Source organism: Phyllobacterium sp. UNC302MFCol5.2 (genome assembly GCF_000686005.1).
Taxonomy (GTDB): Bacteria; Pseudomonadota; Alphaproteobacteria; order Rhizobiales; family Rhizobiaceae; genus Phyllobacterium; species Phyllobacterium pellucidum.
On the sequence record NZ_JMLL01000016.1, the window covers coordinates 189,920 to 208,120 of the forward strand.

Sequence of the window (18,201 nt, forward strand, 5' to 3'; positions counted from 1 at the left end):
TAGCGGTCACTATCCAACGCATGGTTCAAACTCTGGGAGGACAGACAATGAAACTATTGAAGAAACTCATACTGGGATCGGCATTCGCCGTTGCCATGCTCGCAACGCAGGCGCAGGCCGCCGATACGGTAAAGATCGGGCTGGTCGTCAAATCGCTGGGCAATGGCTTCTTCGAAGCTGCCAACAAGGGCGCGCAGGAAGCTGCCAAGGAACTCGGCGGCGTCGAAGTCATCTATACCGGTCCGACCTCGACCACGGCGGAAGGCCAGATCGAGGTGATCAACGCTTTGATCGCGCAGAATGTGAACGCCATCGCTGTCTCGGCTAACGATCCCGATGCGCTTGTGCCGGCACTGAAGAAGGCCATGGCCCGCGGCATCAAGGTTATTTCCTGGGACTCGGCTGTCGGCAAGGATGGCCGCATCATGCACCTCAATCCGTCATCCAACGAACTCATTGGCAAGATGTGCCTGCAACTCGCCGCCAACCATCTGAAGGACGGCAAGGGTGATTTCGCCATTCTCTCGGCAACCACCACCTCGACCAACCAGAACACCTGGATTGCCGAGATGAAAAAGCAGTTGCCGAACTTCCCGGGCCTCAACCTCGTTACCACCGTCTATGGCGATGACCTTTCCGACAAGAGCTACCGCGAAGCACAGGGCATCCTCACCTCCCAGCCGAACGTGAAGGTCATCGTCGCGCCGACAACGGTCGGTGTCCTTGCGGCCTCGCAGGCCGTCGCTGATGCCAAGAAGATCGGCGATGTCTATGTCACAGGCCTCGGCCTGCCTTCGGAGATGGCCGGCGCTATCAAGTCGGGCGTTACCAAGGAATTCGCCATCTGGAACCCGATCGACCTTGGCTACTCAGCCACCGAAATCGCTTATCGCCTCGTCAAGGGCGAGACGGATGGCGCGCCGGGCAGCGAGATCGATGCCGGCCGCATGGGCAAGATCAAGGTGGGCGAGAACGGCGAAGCCGCCATGGCCGATCCATTCGTCTACAACGCAACGAACATCGACCAGTTCTCGAAAATCTTCTGATTTTCGACACTGCCCCCCGCCCGGCAGCACGTCTGCCGGGCATTCCTTCACTCTCGGAATGCTCGATGAACCAGATTGCCATGTCAGATCAACGCCTGGAGACGCCGCTTCTCGAAATGCGCGGAATTTCCAAGTCGTTTCCCGGCGTCAAGGCACTCAACGACGTCAACATTGCCCTCTATGCGGGGAAGGTGACGGCGCTGATCGGCGAGAATGGTGCGGGCAAGTCGACTCTGGTGAAAATTCTGACCGGGATTTACCAGTCTGATGAAGGCGAGATCCGCGTCGATGGCGATGCCGTCAGCTTCACCAATGCGCAGGACGCCATCGATTTCGGCGTTACGGCGATCCATCAGGAGACGGTGCTCTTCGACGAATTGTCGGTGGCCGAAAACATCTTTCTCGGCCACGCGCCGAAGACCAGGTTCGGTTTCGTCAACTGGAAAGCCGTCAATGCGCGGGCTCTTGCGCTGTTGCATTCGCTTGAAAGCAATATCGATCCACGCACCCGCCTGAAGAATCTTTCGATCGCACAGCGCCATCTCGTGGCGATTGCGCGGGCACTCTCCGTCGAAGCTCGCATCGTCATCATGGACGAGCCGACGGCGGCACTATCGCGCAAGGAGGTCGATGATCTGTTTCAGATCGTTCGGCGGCTGAAGGGACAGGGCAAGGCGATTCTTTTCATCAGCCACAAGTTCGACGAAGTTTATGAAATCGCCGACAACTATGCGGTGTTCCGCGACGGCAAGGCTGTCGGCAGCGGCGTGCTCGCCGGCACCGGGCAGGACGAGATCGTGCGGCTGATGGTTGGCCGTTCCATCGAGCATGCCTTCCCCAAGGTCGAGATTCCGCTCGGTGAAGCGGTGCTGTCCGTCGAGAACTACACGCATCCGACGGAATTTCGCGATATCACCTTCACGCTGAGGAAAGGCGAGATTTTCGGCATCTATGGCCTGGTGGGTGCCGGCCGTTCGGAGATCTGCCAATCCCTGTTCGGCGTGACCAGGCCGTCTGGCGGCAAACTGCGGCTTCATGGCGAAGAGATCACGATCGGCTCTCCCGGCGAGGCGATCAAGGCTGGTATCGTCTACGTTCCGGAAGAGCGCGGCCGTCACGGCGCGGTTTTGGAACTGCCGATCTACCAGAACATATCGCTGCCTTCGCTGACGCGCACGTCGCGCTCCGGCTTTTTGCGCGCGGCCGCGGAGTTCGCGCTTGCCAGGAAATACGCCGAACGGTTCGATCTTCGCGCCGCGGCGCTTTCTGTTCCTGTCGGAACGCTCTCGGGCGGCAACCAACAGAAGGTCGTCATCGGCAAATGGCTGGCGACACAGCCGAAGATCCTCATCCTTGATGAGCCGACCAAGGGTATCGACATCGGGTCGAAGGCGGCCGTTCACGCATTCATCAGCGAGCTCGCCGGCGAAGGCCTCAGCATCATCATGGTTTCCTCTGAGCTGCCGGAAATCCTCGGCATGTCCGACCGTGTGCTCGTCATGCGCGAAGGGCTTTCGGCGGGCATTTACGAGCGAAACCACCTCAATGCCGAGACGCTGGTTCGAGCCGCAACCGGGAATGCGTGAAATGATCAGACAGTTGTTCAAATATCGCGAAATGCTGCTGGTGGTGGTCATCGCCATTCTCGTCGCAGCATTTTCCACGCGCTCACCCGGCTTTGCCCGCCCCGCAAATCTTGCGAACATCTTTAACGATACATCGATCCTGATTATTCTCGCGCTCGGGCAGATGACGGTGATCCTGACGAAGTCGATCGACCTTTCCGTTGCCGCCAACGTGGCATTTACCGGCATGGCGGTCGGCATGTTGAATGCGGCTCATCCCGATTTGCCGCTCGCCGCCATCGTGCTTGTGGCTCTCGGCATAGGCGCTGTCCTTGGTGCAATCAACGGTCTGTTCGTCTGGAAGCTGGGCATCCCGTCGATCGTCGTCACGCTCGGAACCCTGACGATTTATCGCGGCATGGCGTTCGTTCTTTCCGGGGGCGCCTGGGTTAACGCTCACCAGATGACCGAGCCCTTCTTGCAGACGCCGCGGCAGCTCTTTCTCGGCTTGCCGCTTCTCGGTTGGACGGCAATCGTTATCGTCGGTATCATGTATCTCATCATGTCGCGCACGTTCCTCGGACGCGCTATCTATGCTTCCGGTGGTAACCCCACGGCAGCAGTCTATGCAGGCATCGATGTCGGGCGGACGCGGTTCTATGCTTTCGTGATCTCCGGCACGCTTGCCGGGCTCTGCGCCTATCTTTGGGTATCGCGCTATGCGGTGGCCTATGTCGATATCGCTGCCGGTTTCGAACTCGATACCGTCGCAGCTTGCGTCATCGGCGGAATCTCGACCCTTGGCGGCATCGGAACCGTAGCGGGCGCGGTGCTCGGCGCTCTGTTTCTCGGTGTCATCAAGAATGCGCTGCCGGTTATCGACATATCGCCCTTCGCCCAGATGGCGATTTCGGGTTCGGTGATTATTGCCGCCGTAATATTCAATGCGCGCCAGGAACGCCGCCGGGGCCGCATCATCCTGCGCGATCGCGGCGCATCTGAAGAGATAGGGGTGGCAGCATGAGCGCGGTTTCCGAAAGACGACAGATCCCCGATCGCCTCGGCACATCGACGACGCGGCTTTTCGCGAGCTGGGAAGCGCTCCTGTTCATGGTGGCGGTACTGATCTTCATCGCCAACGCCTTCGCCTCACCCTACTTCCTCAACGCATGGAATCTGTCGGACGCGACGTTCAACTTCACGGAAAAGGCCATGGTCGCCTTTGCCATGGCGCTGCTGATCATTTCCGGCGAGATCGACCTTTCGGTGGCCGCAATCATCGCCCTCGCCTCTACCGCCATGGGCGCGGCGGCGCAGGTAGGGATCGGCACGCCCGGACTCGTCCTCATCGGTATTGGCGTCGGCCTCGCCTGCGGCCTCATCAATGGTATTCTCGTGGCAGGACTGCGGTTGCCGTCCATTGTCGTGACCATTGGCACGATGAGCCTGTTTCGCGGCATCGCCTACATCGTGCTTGGCGATCAGGCCTATGGCGGCTATCCACCTTCGTTCGCCTATTTCGGCCAGGGCTATGTGTTCTGGGTCATTTCCTTCGAGTTTTTTCTCTTTGGCGTACTTGCCGTAATTTTCGCTGTCGTCCTGCACGCGACCAATTTCGGCCGGCGCATTTATGCGATTGGAAACAATGAGTTCGCGGCGCGTTTCTCCGGCATCCATGTCGAGCGCATCAAATTCACCCTGTTCCTTTTGACGGGTCTCATGGCGGGAATTGCTTCCGTTTGCCTGACCTCGCGTCTTGGATCGACGCGCCCCTCGATCGCGCAAGGCTGGGAACTAGAGATCGTCACCATGGTCGTTCTCGGCGGCGTCTCGATCCTCGGTGGCTCGGGAACGATTGGCGGCGTCGTTATCGCAGCCTTCGTCATGGGGCTCGTGACGTTCGGACTGGGGCTCCTCAATGTGCCCGGCATTGTAATGTCGATCTTCATCGGGTTGCTGCTGATCACAACGATTACCCTGCCGATCATCATCCGCCGGTTGGGACGCAGGAAGCCAGCATGAGCGAGCTTGAAAAATATGCTTTCAAGATGCACCTCAATCCTGGCATGGAAGCCGAGTATCGACGCCGCCACGATGCGATCTGGCCGGAACTCGTCAGTCTTCTCCATGATGCGGGCGTCAGCGACTATTCGATTCATCTCGACCGCGAAACCAACACGCTCTTTGGTGTCTTGACGCGTCCGAGCGATCACGGAATGCAAGGTCTGCCCGATCATCCGGTCATGAAGAAGTGGTGGGCGCATATGGCCGACATCATGGCGACCAATGAGGATAACTCGCCGGTGCAGAGCGAACTTGTCTGCCTGTTCCATATGCCATGACGTCGCGCCACAACATAGCCGTCCTCGATATAGGCAAGACCAATGCCAAAGTGGTGGTCGTCGATGCCGCGACTGGAACCGAGATTGCCGCGCGTAGTGTCACCAACAATGTCATCCGCGAGGGTCCCTATCCGCAGTACGATGTAGATGCGCTCTGGGATTTTGTTGTCGGCGCGCTGGCAAGTTTCGTCAAGGCGCCGGGTGTCGATGCGATTTCCGTTACTGCACACGGGGCGGCGGCGGCGCTGCTCGGCGATGATGCGCTGGCCATGCCGGTGATCGATTACGAATATGAATACCCGGAAAGCGTGCGCTCCGCTTACAGGAAGCTGCGCCCGCCCTTTGCGGAGACCAGTTCACCGCTTCTCTCCGGAGGATTGAATGTCGGTGCGCAGATACATTTTCAGAAGACCGAGTTTCCTGAAGCCTTCGCCAAGGTGCGCACGATCCTCACCTATGCTCAATATTGGGTGTGGCGGTTGACGGGAATTGCCGCCAACGAGGTTACCTCGCTCGGCTGTCATACGGATCTGTGGAATCCGCAGGCAAATGCCTATTCGAGCCTCGTCGATGCCTTGGGTATTCGTGATCTGATGGCGCCAATTCGCTCCGCCTTTGAGCGGATCGGCAATTTGACGCCCGCTGTCGCAGGTAAGATCGGCGGCGACAGGGCTATCCCGGTGTATTGCGGCATTCATGATTCCAACGCTTCGCTGCTTCCCCACCTTATGACCCGAAAATCGCCCTTTGCGGTCGTATCGACCGGAACCTGGGTCGTTTCATTTGCCGTCGGCGGGCAGTTCGACCGCCTTGATCCTGACCGGGACACGCTCGCCAATGTCGATGCCAACGGCCATGCCGTGCCTTCGGCTCGGTTCATGGGCGGGCGCGAATTCGACATTCTCACCGCAGGCGACAAGCGCGAACCCGATGCCGGTACGCTGCGCGATGTTGTGGACAGACGGCTGATGATATTGCCGGGCGTCGTCAATGGGTCAGGCCCCTTCCCGCAGCGTAAAGCCGTTTGGCCGAACGGGGAACCTTCAGATGCTATGGAGCGAAATTCCGCAGCATCGCTCTATGCCGCCATGATGACGCATACCTGCCTTGGACTGATCGGCGCTTCGGGGCCGACTGTCGTGGAGGGCCCATTCTCGCGCAACGGCGTTTACCTCTCGGCGCTGCGCTCGCTTACCAGCCGCGAGATTATTGCGCTGCCAGGCTCGACGGGTACCAGCCTCGGAGCCGCTTTGCTCGCTGGCGCCACATGCGATCTTCAACAGTCAAGCGCTATGGTTGAGCCCCTTGGCGAAGAATTCCTGGCCTATGCCGCGGAATGGCGCGAGCGACTGTCCGACAAATGAAAAAGGCGGGCAATTGAGCCCGCCTTCCCTTCGAGACGCTGGAAGTATTACTCCGCGGGGACGAGTGCCTCGTCTTCGCTGAAGCCGCCGTTGAGGGCGAGATCAAACTGGTTCTTGTCGAACTCGCCTTCCCAGCGGGCAACTACGATCGTGGCAACTGCATTGCCGACGAGATTGGTGAGGGCACGGCATTCGGACATGAAGCGATCTATGCCGAGGATGAGTGCCATACCGGCAACGGGGACCGCGGGAACGACCGATAGGGTGGCAGCAAGGGTGATGAAGCCCGCCCCGGTAATGCCGGCAGCGCCTTTCGAACTCAACATGGCAACGAGCAGCAGAAGCACCTGGTCGGTAAGCGTCAGCGGTGTGTTGGTCGCCTGGGCGATGAACAGGGCTGCCAGGGTCATGTAGATGTTGGTGCCGTCGAGATTGAAGGAATAGCCGGTGGGAATGACAAGGCCGACGACGGATTTCTTGCAGCCCGCCTTCTCCATCTTGGCCATCAGTGTCGGCAATGCCGCTTCCGACGAACTCGTACCGAGGACCAGAAGCAGTTCTTCCTTGATATAGCGGATCAGCGCGAGAATGGAGAAGCCGTTATACCAGGCGACGGCGCCAAGGACGAAGAACACGAAGAGCAGCGAGGTCAGATAGAAGGTTCCGATCAGCATGATCAGATTGGCGACCGAGCCGATGCCGTATTTGCCGATCGTAAAGGCCATCGCGCCGAAAGCGCCGATTGGGGCGGCTTTCATCAGGATCGCAACCAGCTTGAAGATCGGGGCGGCAAGAGCCTGGAGGAAGTTGGTGACCGGCTCTGCCCTTTCGCCGACCATTGCCAGCGACACGCCGAAGAGAACCGAGAAGAACAAGACCTGCAGGATGTCGCCGGAGGCAAACGCACCGACGATCGTTGTCGGGATGATATTGGTGAGGAACCCGACGACGCTCTGTTCATGCGCCTGCTGCGTATAGGTTGCCACTGCCTTTGCATCGAGCGATGCCGGATCGATATTCATGCCCGCGCCGGGCTGAACGAGATTGGCAACGATAAGACCGACGATGAGCGCAAGGGTCGAGAAGGTAAGGAAATAGATCATTGCCTTGCCGGCGACGCGGCCGACTTTCTTCAGGTCGCTCATCCCGGCGATGCCGGTGGAGACCGTCAGGAAAATGACAGGGGCGATGATCATCTTGACGAGCTTGATGAAAGCATCGCCGAGCGGCTTCATGCTCGTGCCGATTTCCGGATAGAAATGGCCGAGCAGAATGCCGATTGTGATGGCAACGATGACCTGGAAATAGAGATGGGCGTAAATTGGTGTCTTGCCGCGCGATGGCTGTGGCGCTGTGTTGATTGTTACAGGACTCATGACTTCCTCCATGGTATGAGCCGCGTCTGGCAGAAAAGCCTGTCAGCCTCCCGAGGCTCGTTTAGGGCTGGAATGGTCCATGCCTTGAGATTTGGTTTTGCAAGCGTCGTGCCAGTTTCGTAGAAATTAATAAAGCATTGAAAACAAAAGATATTATTTGCACATAAAAATGGGTTATCGTGTGTTCGTGCGAAGTTTCGCACGATATTATTGTTATTTGTGCGGATTTATGCACAGGTGGATTAATGAAGCACGCTTCAGAAATCGGTCCTGTCGACGCCAATGGCAAGTCAAAGCCTGTGGCGAAATATGTTTTCGCCGTCGTTGCGGCAATCCTGATCGGCGCATGCCTTTTGGGCGCGGCGCGCTATGGTCGCGAACGCGCCTATGACTCGCTGCGGGCTCGCGCACAAAGCAGCGCCGAGCTTAACGCCGTCCTCTTGCGGACGGTGCTTGAAAAGCAGCGGTCCCTGCCGCTGGTCCTTTCGCAAGACCGTGACGTTCTCAGCGCCCTGTCGTCGGGCAGTGAGAGCATGTTCAAGCTGATTAGCGGCAGGCTCGAAAGCCTCGTTCCCGGAACCCGGGCGGCTGTCATTTACCTTCTCAATGCCAATGGCCTTGCGGTTGCCGCGAGCAATTGGCGTGAACCCACCAGTTTCGTCGGTATCGATTACAGCTTCCGTCCCTATTATACGCGGGCGGTGGAAAATGGTAGCGCCGAGCACTACGCACTTGGAACCATAAGCAAGCGTCCTGGCCTTTATATTTCCAAGCGGATCGACGGTCCTTCCGGTCTCCTCGGGGTGATTGTTGTGAAGGTCGAGTTCGATGAACTGGAAACCGATTGGCGCAAAAACAGCGACCCGACCTTCGTCACCGACCAGCGCGGCATCGTCCTGATCACCAGTTTCCCTGAATGGCGCTTCATGACTCGCGAGGCGGTTCCCGCCGACCAGAAGCGGCCGCTGCGCGAAAGTCTCCAGTTTGGCGATGCGCCGCTGGAGCCCCTTAATGTCGCTCCTGCTTTGCCGCAAAGCCAGCCTGATATCGTGGCGGCGCGCTTGCCCGGCGCGACCAAGAGCGCGGAGTTCGTGCGTGTCGAAGCTGCAGTGCCGACCACCAACTGGACATTGCAGCTGTTAACGCCATCGACAGCCGCCGTGGCAGAAGCAACCCGCACGGCGCTTTCTCTCGCACTGCTCGTGCTCGCCCCGTTGGCCGGACTGGCGGCATTTGTCATGCGACGACGGGGCCTTGCACTGCGCCGGGCCCGCGAACAGGACGCGGCCCGGATCGAGCTTGAGCGCCGGGTGGCCGCACGCACGGCCGATCTCAGCGCCGCCCACGCGGAACTCGTCATGGAATCGGAAGAGCGGCAGAAGACGGAAGCAAAGCTCCAAACGGTTCAGCAGGAACTTGTACAGGCAAACCGCCTCGCCATCCTCGGGCAGGTCACAGCCGGCGTCGCTCATGAGATCAACCAGCCTGTCGCCGCGATCCGCGCCTATGCCGACAACGCCCAGATCTTTCTTGACCGCACGCAGTTCGATTCGGCCAAGGCAAATCTCGCATCGATTGCCGGGCTCACCGAACGGATAGGCAGCATCACGGATGAACTGCGTACATTTTCACGCAAGGGCACGGGCGACACCGGTCGTATCGCCGTCTGCGACATCATCGATGGTGCCATGCTTCTGCTCGGTAGCCGGTTTCGCCAGACGGTAGGACACATCACAACCGACATCCCGCCTCCCGAAATCAAGGTGAACGGCAATCGCATCCGGCTCGAACAGGTACTCATCAACCTCATGCAGAACGCCCTTGAGGCAACGGAAGGTGGGCCAAAAAGCCGTATCAATCTGCGCTACACGGTGAACGAAGACGAAGTTGCGCTCATCGTTTCTGACAATGGCCCCGGTATTCCGGACGCGATCATGCAGGCGATGTTCACGCCGTTCAACACGTCGAAGGAGCGCGGCCTCGGCCTTGGGCTGGTCATCTGTCATGACATCGTCGCCGAATATGGAGGCCGTATCGAAGTCGTATCGAGTTCGAGCGGGACGACGTTCACTGTGCATTTGCCGAGGGTCGCATGACGGATATCCAGCCAACGGTTGCTTTTGTCGATGATGATGACGAGTTGCGCAACGCCAACCGCCAGACGCTGGAACTTGCCGGTTTCAATGTCGCTCCCTTTGCCGATGCGATGAGCGCGCTGCGGTTTCTGACGCCTGATTTCCCGGGTATCGTCGTCACGGATGTGCGCATGCCGCATATGGACGGCTTCGAACTGTTCCGCCGGTTGGGCGCAGTCGATCCTGATCTGCCGGTTATCCTCATCACCGGGCATGGAGATATCGAAATGGCCGTCGAGGCCATGCACCAAGGAGCATATGATTTCATCGCGAAACCCTTTGCCGCCGAGCGCCTGGTGCAGAGCATAGGGCGTGCGTTGGAGAAACGGCGGCTGGTGATCGAGAACCGCCAATTGCGCCTGGCACTGGAATCTTCCGAGGAGGCGATGCCTCTGCTCGGCCAGACCCCGGTCATGCAGAATTTGCGCAAGACGTTGCGCCATGTCGCCAATGCCGATGTCGATGTCCTGATCGCCGGCGAAACCGGTACCGGCAAGGACGTAGCCGCCGGCCTCTTGCACGAATGGAGCCGCCGCAAACAAGGAAATTTCGTCGCGCTCAATTGCGGTGCGCTACCGGACACGGTCATTGAAAGTGAATTGTTTGGCCATGAGGCGGGAGCGTTTACGGGGGCCCAGAAGAAACGCGTTGGGCGTATCGAATATGCGAGCGGCGGCACGCTATTCCTCGACGAGATCGAAAGCATGCCGCTTGCGACGCAGGTTAAATTGCTGCGGGTTCTGGAGACGCGCGAGGTTGCGCCGCTCGGAACCAACGAGCACCGCTCCGTCGATCTGCGGGTCGTCGCTGCCGCGAAGGTCGATCTTGGCAGTCCTGAACAGCGCGCCAATTTTCGTGAGGATCTGTTCTATCGTTTGAACGTCGTCACAGTCTCTATTCCGCCTTTGCGCGAGCGCAAGGACGATATCCCGCTTCTCTTCACGCACTTTCTCAACCGCGCGGCCGCTCGTTTCAAATCGGAACCGCCGGAATTTACCACTGCGATTCGATCACGGCTTATGGAGCACGACTGGCCGGGGAATGTGCGCGAGCTTGCGCATTTTGCTGAGCGGATGGCGCTTGGCCTCCACGATGTTTCCGATGTCAAACCCAGTCAGGCGACGAACCCGAAGAGCTTGCCTGAGACCATGGAAAAGTACGAGGCGAAACTCATTCGCGATGCCCTTGCAGCAAATCAGGGTGATGTGCGAACGACAATCGAAGCGCTCGGCATACCCCGCAAGACGTTTTACGATAAACTGCAACGGCACGGCATCGATCGAAGCGACTATGTGAAGAGAAAATCCGAGGCCTAGCGATATGCGGCTTTCCGCTCGGCGCAATCGGTCACCGACAGTCGCTCGACGAGCGGACACTCGAGCTTCGTGACCGGATAGCGCTTGGCGGGGTTGTGAAGATAGCTGTCGAGTTGCTCGATTGCCCAACGACCCATCGCGCGATGCGGCAGAACCGAGGTGGAAAGCTGCGGATGCAGATGCCGCGAAATTTCCTCGTCGTCATAGCCGATAACGGAAATATCCTCGGGAATGCGCAAGCCGGCTTCCTTCAGGGCTTCATAGCAGCCGATGGCGGTGCGATCGTTCTGGCAAAAAATGGCGGTCGGCCTGTCGTCGAGCTCAAGCAGTTTTCGCGTCGCGGCATAGCCCGCACTTGCCGACCAGTCGCCTTCGATGACGAGTTGCGGGTCGAAGGGAATGTCGGCCGTGGCAAGGGCGCGCCTGTAACCTTTCAGGCGATCCTTGGCCGCTTCCATCCACGGTTCGCCGGTGATCGTTCCAATGCGGCGGTGGCCATGGTGAATGAGGTGGCGGGTCGAATGCTGGCCGCCGGCAATTTCGCTGGGCACAACGGCGGGAAAGGCGTGATCGGCCGAGTAGCAGTTCAAGAGTATGACCGGCACGTCGAGTTCATAGACCGCCTTGGGAAGCACCACCTCGCGCGTGAAGATCGCCATGTAGATGAGCGCCGATATGCCTTGCTCGCGCAGGGCATGGATGGTGCGTGGCTCCATTTCGGGATCGTTCAGCGTCTGCGCAACAAGTATGATATTGCCGGCGTTCCATGACGCCTGCCGCGCACCCTCGATGGCGACAACGGCCTCGGGACTTGTGGCAAGCTGATCGACCACGAACCCGATCTTGCCTTCAATGCGGGGGATATGGGCCTCGCCAGGTTCCATGTGAGCAAAGCTCGGCGCGGCATATCCGAGGGTGCGCGCAGCTTCGATGACGCGCTCGCGCGTCTCGGCGGCGAGCTTGATGCCCGGGGTCTTGTTGAGAACGAATGAAACGGTCGCCTGCGAACATCCCGCCGCACGGGCGATGTCCGTCATGGTCACGCGTTTGCTGACCCGCTTGCGGCGGGTGGTCACGCGAGCCCTTTTGGGTTTCTCAGTGGGGTCTTTTTCCACTGTTTCGCTCATTTGCGTTGTTCACCCTCCTGCCCGGCGCATCGACTCGCGCCGAACCTCTGGCGATATTAGGAGCAGTTGATCCGACTAATCAATATAAATAATTATTGACTAATTTTTATAAGCAGCGATGATCGCTTAGTGGGACGACCCCGCTGATTTCTGGGAGGGAATTTTTATGACCATCACTCGCCGCACTCTGCTTTTAACTTCGGCCGCAGGATTTGCTGCTGCCGTGTTTGCCGCCAACGCCTTCGCGGAATCGCCGCCGCTGAAGAAGAAAGATACCTACAAGGTTGGCTTTGCCCAGACCGAGAGCAACAACCCGTGGCGTCTCGCTCAGACCGCCAGCATGCAGGACGAAGCCAAAAAGCGCGGCTGGCAGCTCGTCTACACCGACGCCGCAAGTTCCGCCGCAAAGCAGGTCGCTGACGTCAACTCTATGATCGCCCAGGGCGTCGACCTCATCTTCCTTGCCCCGCGCGAAGAAAAGCCGCTGATCCCGGCCATCAAGGCCGCCAAGAATGCCGGCATTCCGGTCATTCTGCTCGACCGTAATGTCGATGCCTCGCTTGCCAAGCCGGGTGAGGACTACGTTACCTTCATCGGTTCCAACTTCATCGAGGAAGGACAGCGAGTCGCCGATTGGCTCGTCAAGAATGCAAACGGCAAGACGACGATCATCGAACTTGAAGGCACCACGGGTTCGTCGCCCGCCAACGACCGCAAAAAAGGCTTTGACGACGTCATCGCCAAGAACTCGGACTTCAAGATCGTAGCCTCGCAGACCGGCGACTTCGCGCGCGACAAGGGCCGTCAGGTTGCCGAAACTCTGCTCCAGGCCCATCCCGACGCCAATGTCGTCTATGCCCACAATGACGAAATGGCCATTGGTGCGATTTCGGCTATCGAGGCAGCCGGCAAGGTGCCGGGCAAGGATATCCTTGTGCTTTCGATCGATGGCGGCAAGGAAGCCGTGCAGGGCGTTGTCGATGGCAAGATCGCGGCAGTCGTCGAATGCAATCCGCGGTTTGGTCCAAAAGCGTTTGATACGGCTGTCGCCTACGCAAACGGCGAAAAGATACCTGCCAAGCTCATCAATCCGGACCAGTTCTATGACGCCAGTAACGCCAAGGACCTGCTGAGCACCGCCTATTGATTTTATCAACATGCCAGCGCTCAATAGGGCGCTGGCCATCCTTCGACGTGTTGTTTTGATAGTCGAAGCTTTTCCATGTTCTGCAGAAACGGCTTGGTAATGAACACCGGTACACTTCTATCGATGACGGGGATCGACAAGCGGTTTGCCGGCATTTCGGCTCTGTCCGGCGCTTCATTCGAGGTGGGGCGTGGTGAGGTCCACGCACTGATCGGCCAGAACGGTGCCGGGAAATCAACCCTGATCAAGGTGCTGACGGGTTATCATCGCCGCGATGCCGGCGAAGTGACGTTTGACGGCCGGCCGTTCGAGGTCTTCTCGCCGCATCAGGCCCAGGCGAGCGGCATCAGCACGATCTACCAGGAGATCAACCTCGTCCCCTACCGCTCCATCACCGAAAACATCTGTCTTGGCCGGGAAGCACGGCGCTTCGGCTTTCTCGACTGGAAGCGCATGCACCAGGAAGCCGAAACATTGCTGCAGCGATTCAACGTGCGTATCGACGTGCGCCGCCCGCTGATGGAATTCAACACGGCGACCCAGCAGATGGTCGCCATTGCCCGCGCCATCGGCTTTTCTGCCAAGCTGGTCATTATGGATGAGCCCACCTCGTCGCTCGACGAACGCGAGGTGAGCGTGCTTTTCGACGTTATCCGCCAATTGAAACAAGAGGGTGTCTCGGTCATTTTCGTCAGCCACAAGCTCGACGAACTTTACGAAGTTTGCGATCGCGTCACGATCATGCGCGATGGGCGGACCATCAAATCTGCGCGGATGATCGAGATCGACAAGATCGGGCTTGTCTCTTCCATGCTGGGGCGCACGATCGACCGCGCCGAGGGGCATGCGACCGCCTTCAGCGAGCGGGATCGACGCAAGATCGGCGATGTTCTGTTGTCGGCAGAAAATCTCGCAATCAACCAGGCGGTCCAGGATGTTTCCTTCGACGTACGGCAGGGCGAAATTGCGGGGTTTGCTGGTCTCCTCGGTGCGGGGCGCACCGAGACGGCGCGGCTTGTCTTCGGCATCGACCGGCCACGCGCCGGTACGATGCAACTCGACGGGCAAAAATTCGCACCACGCGGCCCGGCAGAAGCTATTGCCGCAGGGATGGGATTTTGCACCGAGGACCGCAAGAGCGAAGGCATCGTGCCTGAAATGAGCGTTGCCGAAAACATGATGCTGGCCTTGATGCCGAAACTCAGCAAATCCGGTATCATCGACGAAAAGGCGCAGCGCGAAATTGTCGGACGTTTCATCAAGCAACTCGGCGTAAAATGTTCGGGACCTGACCAGAAAGTGCGCGAACTATCCGGCGGCAACCAGCAGAAGGTCCTGCTTGGACGCTGGCTCGCCATGAACCCGCGCCTGCTCATCCTCGACGAACCTACGCGTGGCATCGATGTCGGCGCCAAAGGCGAGATCCAGTCATTGATCAAATCGCTCGCCGATGAAGGCCTCGCAGTATTGATGATCTCATCGGAACTCGAAGAAGTCACCGAGGGCGCCGACAGGGTCTTCGTCCTGCGGGAAGGCTTGAGCGTCGCCACGTTTGACCGCAGTGAGGCGACGGAGGATGCGGTGATGTCGGCCATGGCGCATGGCAGCCCACCGACGATTGCGGAGGCCCTGTCTTGACCGATACGACCCGGCAGCAGAGCGTTTCGCGACCCTTCGTCCCCATGGATTTCTTGGCGCGCTACGGTACCCTGATTGCGCTCGTCGCGCTCCTCATCTTCAATTTTGCTTTTACCCGTAATTTTGCGACGATGCAGACGCTCAACGTCAACCTTACGCAGGTCTGCACCATCGTCATCGTTGCAGTGGGAATGACGCTCGTCATCGCAACCGGCGGTATCGATCTTTCCGTCGGCTCGCTGATGGCGATTTCAGGTGCGCTGGCACCGATGATCTTCCTGGGCAAGATCGTTCCGATCGACAATGTCGCCCTGGCAGTTGCCGCGGCCATGATCGTCTCGGTCGGCATTGCCGGGCTGCTCGGTCTTTTCAATGGCTGGCTAATAGCCAAGTTCCGCATTCAGCCGATTGTCGCGACACTCGTGCTTTTCATCGCCGGGCGTGGCATTGCCCAGGTGTTGACCAACGGGAATTTGCAGACCTTCCGCGTGCCGGAATTTCAGTTCATCGGTCTCGGCCGCATCTTCGGCATTCCTGTCCAGGTGGTGCTCATGGCGCTTTTGGTCGTCGCCGCCGCCTGGGTGCTGAGACGGACCGTCTTCGGCAGGCAGATTATCGCAATTGGCGGCAATGAGCGGGCGGCGGAACTTGCGGGCATTGCCGTCTCGAAGGTGAAGCTGGCGGTTTATGCCATCAGCGGACTGTGTGCAGGGATCGCGGGACTCATCGTCATCGCCATCAACTCGTCGAGCGACGCCAATCTCGTGGGGCTCGGCATGGAACTCGATGCGATCGCGGCCGTCGCGGTCGGCGGAACGCTTCTCAGCGGCGGGAAGGCAACCATCATCGGCACGCTTCTCGGCGCGATGACCATCCAGCTCGTGCGCTATACGCTGCTCGCCAATGGCGTGCCGGACGCAGCGGCCCTCGTCGTCAAGGCTGGCATAATCGTGCTCGCGGTCTGGATACAGCAACAGGGCAGGCGCGCATGACCAGAACCAGATTGATCTCCCTGCTTGGAAGTTATGGTGTCGTGGTTGCGTTGCTTTTGCTCGTCCTCTTTGGCTGGGCGCGCTACGACTATTTTCTCGGTTTCTTCAACATCACCAGCGTGCTTCGCTACAACTCCATGTTTGCGCTTGTCGCCCTCGGCATGTGCTTCGTCATCATGACCGGTGGCATCGATCTTTCGGTCGGTTCGACTGCGGCGCTTGGCAGTGTCGTTGCGGCGCTCGCCAGCCCCTACGGCGTCTGGATCGGACTTGGTGCCGGCGTTGGTGCTGGCCTCTGCGTCGGTCTCGTCAATGCGATCCTCGTGACGCGTCTGCGGATAATGCCTTTTGTCGCCACACTCGCCATGATGCTCGCTGCGAGCGGAACGGCGTTGCTGCTTGCCGACAATCAGTCGGTATCCGTATCCTATGACAGCGGCTTCACGTCGATCGGACAAGACAATTTCCTCGGTTTTCCCATTCCCGCATGGATCGCGATGCTCGCCTATCTCATTGGCTGGATCGTCCTGAACTTCACGGGAACGGGTCGCGGCGTCCTCGCCGTCGGCGGCAATGAGGACGCGACGCGCCTTATGGGTCTGCCGGCCGACCGGATCAAGTTCCTCGTGTACCTCGGAAGCGGCGGGCTTGCCGGGCTTGCCGGCGTGATCCTGGCCTCACAATTCGGCGCCGGCCAGCCTATCGAGGGTGTCGGCTGGGAGCTTTTTGCCATTGCCGCAGTCGTTGTCGGCGGCACGTTACTGACTGGCGGCGTCGGCTCGGTCGGGGCGACACTTGCCGGCGTGCTCCTTTTGGGCATCCTGTTCAATGTCCTCAATTTCGAGAACGGCAAGGGCTGGATTTCGCTTTCGGCCTACTGGCAGTCGGTCATCCGCGGGCTCTTCCTGCTCGTCGTCGTCATGCTGCAGGCGAAGCTTGCCGCGCGCAGCCGAATCGTTGCAGGAGAACACTGATTTTGCGTGGCGTCACAAATACGAAAGACTTCGGTGAGTTCGAGGGCGACCCAGTATTGGAAGTCACCATTCGCTCTGCAGCGGGCGCGGTTGCCCGCATATTGAATTGGGGCGCCGTTATTCGTGATCTGGAAGTCCCGCTGGCCGATGGCACACTTCAGCGCGTGGTGCTCGGTTTCGATGAGTTTACCCCCTACCCCCAGCGCTCACCCTATTTCGGCGCGCTCGTTGGACGTTATGCCAATCGCATCGCCAATGGCAGCTTCGTGCTCGACGGCAAGACCATCGTTCTCGACCGCAATGAACGGGGTGTCCAAACCCTCCATGGGGGCAGCGGCGGCGTTTCCCAGCGTCTCTGGAAAATCGTCGACCACGACGAAAGTGCGGTAACCCTCGCCCTCCACCTTCCGGACGGCGATCAGGGTTTCCCAGGCAATCTCGATGTGCGCTGCACGTATCGGTTCGTGGAAGATGCGACGCTGCGCGTCGATATCGAAGCGACGGCCGATGCGCCGACGGTCGCGAATTTCGCGCAGCACAGCTATTTCAACCTCGACGGTTCGAACCACATTCGCGATCACCGCCTGCGCATCCTCGCCGACGCCTATACACCGGTCGATGCGGGTCTCATTCCCACCGGGGAGATCGCTCCGGTCGCCGGTTCGCCTTACGATTTCCGCTTGCCGCGCCGCATTGCCGTCGAGGGATCGACGCCCTATGACCACAATTTCGTCCTCTCCGAACCGTTGAGCCAGGGCATGCGATTTGCCGCGTCGCTTGCCGGCGGCAATGGCCTTGCCATGCAAGTTCATACCAGCGAGCCCGGCCTGCAGTTCTACGACGGCGCGATGATTCCTTCGCTTGTCGGTCTTGGCGGCAGAAACTACGGGCGGTTCGCCGGACTGTGTCTTGAAGCGCAGCATTTCCCTGACAGTCCCAACCAGCCACATTTTCCTAGCACGATCCTCATGCCCGGCGAAACCTACCGGCAACGCACGGAATTTCGCTTCCACAGTTCCTAGACAATCGCCTCCTGCCGTCCTATTCCGGTCCCATTCAAACCGGAGGATAATCAGATGAGCACCAATGTTGCACTGACGGGACTGGCGCGAGACATGCAGGCGCGGGCGGATGCCGGGCGGCCGATCCGCATCGGGCTGATTGGTTCGGGCGAGATGG

The 18,201-nt window shown here is 59.2% G+C and carries 15 protein-coding genes; 13 read left to right on the forward strand and 2 right to left on the reverse strand.

The window, feature by feature from the left end; all coding sequences use genetic code 11:
- Positions 1–47 precede the first annotated feature (47 nt).
- The 6 genes from rhaS (at position 48) to BR48_RS0121240 (ending at position 6,317) form a co-directional block, all read left to right on the forward strand.
- On the forward strand, positions 48–1,046 hold the full coding sequence (rhaS, locus tag BR48_RS0121215; protein WP_027233147.1) for a rhamnose ABC transporter substrate-binding protein: 999 nt from the start codon (positions 48–50) through the stop codon (positions 1,044–1,046).
- Positions 1,047–1,111: 65 nt separating this feature from the next.
- Positions 1,112–2,632 (forward strand): sugar ABC transporter ATP-binding protein, encoded by a 1,521-nt coding sequence (locus BR48_RS0121220; protein WP_027233148.1) that lies wholly within the window; start codon positions 1,112–1,114, stop codon positions 2,630–2,632.
- A gap of 4 nt (positions 2,633–2,636) precedes the next feature.
- On the forward strand, positions 2,637–3,635 hold the full coding sequence (locus BR48_RS0121225) for an ABC transporter permease (RefSeq protein WP_027233149.1): 999 nt from the start codon (positions 2,637–2,639) through the stop codon (positions 3,633–3,635).
- Positions 3,632–4,633, forward strand: a complete 1,002-nt coding sequence (locus tag BR48_RS0121230) for an ABC transporter permease (protein ID WP_027233150.1) — start codon at positions 3,632–3,634, stop codon at positions 4,631–4,633. The genes BR48_RS0121225 and BR48_RS0121230 overlap by 4 nt, the downstream gene beginning before the upstream one ends.
- Positions 4,630–4,953, forward strand: coding sequence for an L-rhamnose mutarotase (gene rhaM, locus BR48_RS0121235; protein WP_027233151.1), 324 nt, complete (start codon positions 4,630–4,632; stop codon positions 4,951–4,953). Before BR48_RS0121230 ends, rhaM begins: the two co-directional genes overlap by 4 nt.
- Positions 4,950–6,317, forward strand: coding sequence for an FGGY-family carbohydrate kinase (locus BR48_RS0121240; RefSeq protein WP_027233152.1), 1,368 nt, complete (start codon positions 4,950–4,952; stop codon positions 6,315–6,317). Before rhaM ends, BR48_RS0121240 begins: the two co-directional genes overlap by 4 nt.
- A 47-nt stretch (positions 6,318–6,364) precedes the next feature.
- Here BR48_RS0121240 and BR48_RS0121245 read toward each other — a convergent pair whose 3' ends face one another.
- On the reverse strand, positions 6,365–7,705 hold the full coding sequence (locus BR48_RS0121245) for a dicarboxylate/amino acid:cation symporter (RefSeq protein ID WP_348625703.1): 1,341 nt from the start codon (positions 7,703–7,705) through the stop codon (positions 6,365–6,367).
- A gap of 233 nt (positions 7,706–7,938) precedes the next feature.
- Between BR48_RS0121245 and BR48_RS0121250 the strand changes: the two genes are divergently transcribed.
- Both BR48_RS0121250 and BR48_RS0121255 read left to right on the forward strand, forming a co-directional pair.
- Positions 7,939–9,789: an ATP-binding protein gene (locus tag BR48_RS0121250; RefSeq protein ID WP_081815977.1), complete on the forward strand. Its 1,851-nt coding sequence runs from the start codon at positions 7,939–7,941 to the stop codon at positions 9,787–9,789.
- The gene (locus BR48_RS0121255) at positions 9,786–11,144 is read left to right on the forward strand and encodes a sigma-54 dependent transcriptional regulator (protein WP_027233155.1); all 1,359 of its coding nucleotides are present in this window, start codon (positions 9,786–9,788) and stop codon (positions 11,142–11,144) included. The genes BR48_RS0121250 and BR48_RS0121255 overlap by 4 nt, the downstream gene beginning before the upstream one ends.
- On the opposite strand, the gene BR48_RS25205 is transcribed toward BR48_RS0121255, so the two are convergent.
- Positions 11,141–12,271, reverse strand: coding sequence for a LacI family DNA-binding transcriptional regulator (locus BR48_RS25205; RefSeq protein ID WP_036815189.1), 1,131 nt, complete (start codon positions 12,269–12,271; stop codon positions 11,141–11,143). The genes BR48_RS0121255 and BR48_RS25205 overlap by 4 nt on opposite strands.
- 166 nt (positions 12,272–12,437) lie before the next feature.
- Between BR48_RS25205 and BR48_RS0121265 the strand changes: the two genes are divergently transcribed.
- From BR48_RS0121265 to BR48_RS0121285, 5 genes are all read left to right on the forward strand, one after another.
- Positions 12,438–13,418 carry an ABC transporter substrate-binding protein gene (locus BR48_RS0121265; RefSeq protein WP_027233156.1) on the forward strand — a complete coding sequence of 327 codons (981 nt, stop codon included), beginning with the start codon at positions 12,438–12,440 and terminating at the stop codon, positions 13,416–13,418.
- 99 nt (positions 13,419–13,517) lie between these two features.
- Positions 13,518–15,056, forward strand: a complete 1,539-nt coding sequence (locus tag BR48_RS0121270) for a sugar ABC transporter ATP-binding protein (protein WP_027233157.1) — start codon at positions 13,518–13,520, stop codon at positions 15,054–15,056.
- Positions 15,057–15,100: 44 nt separating this feature from the next.
- The gene (locus BR48_RS0121275; protein WP_051615335.1) at positions 15,101–16,048 is read left to right on the forward strand and encodes an ABC transporter permease; all 948 of its coding nucleotides are present in this window, start codon (positions 15,101–15,103) and stop codon (positions 16,046–16,048) included.
- Positions 16,045–17,022 carry an ABC transporter permease gene (locus BR48_RS0121280; protein WP_027233159.1) on the forward strand — a complete coding sequence of 326 codons (978 nt, stop codon included), beginning with the start codon at positions 16,045–16,047 and terminating at the stop codon, positions 17,020–17,022. Before BR48_RS0121275 ends, BR48_RS0121280 begins: the two co-directional genes overlap by 4 nt.
- Positions 17,023–17,024: 2 nt before the next feature.
- Positions 17,025–18,044, forward strand: coding sequence for an aldose epimerase family protein (locus BR48_RS0121285; protein WP_036815192.1), 1,020 nt, complete (start codon positions 17,025–17,027; stop codon positions 18,042–18,044).
- The last annotated feature ends 157 nt before the right edge of the window (positions 18,045–18,201 follow it).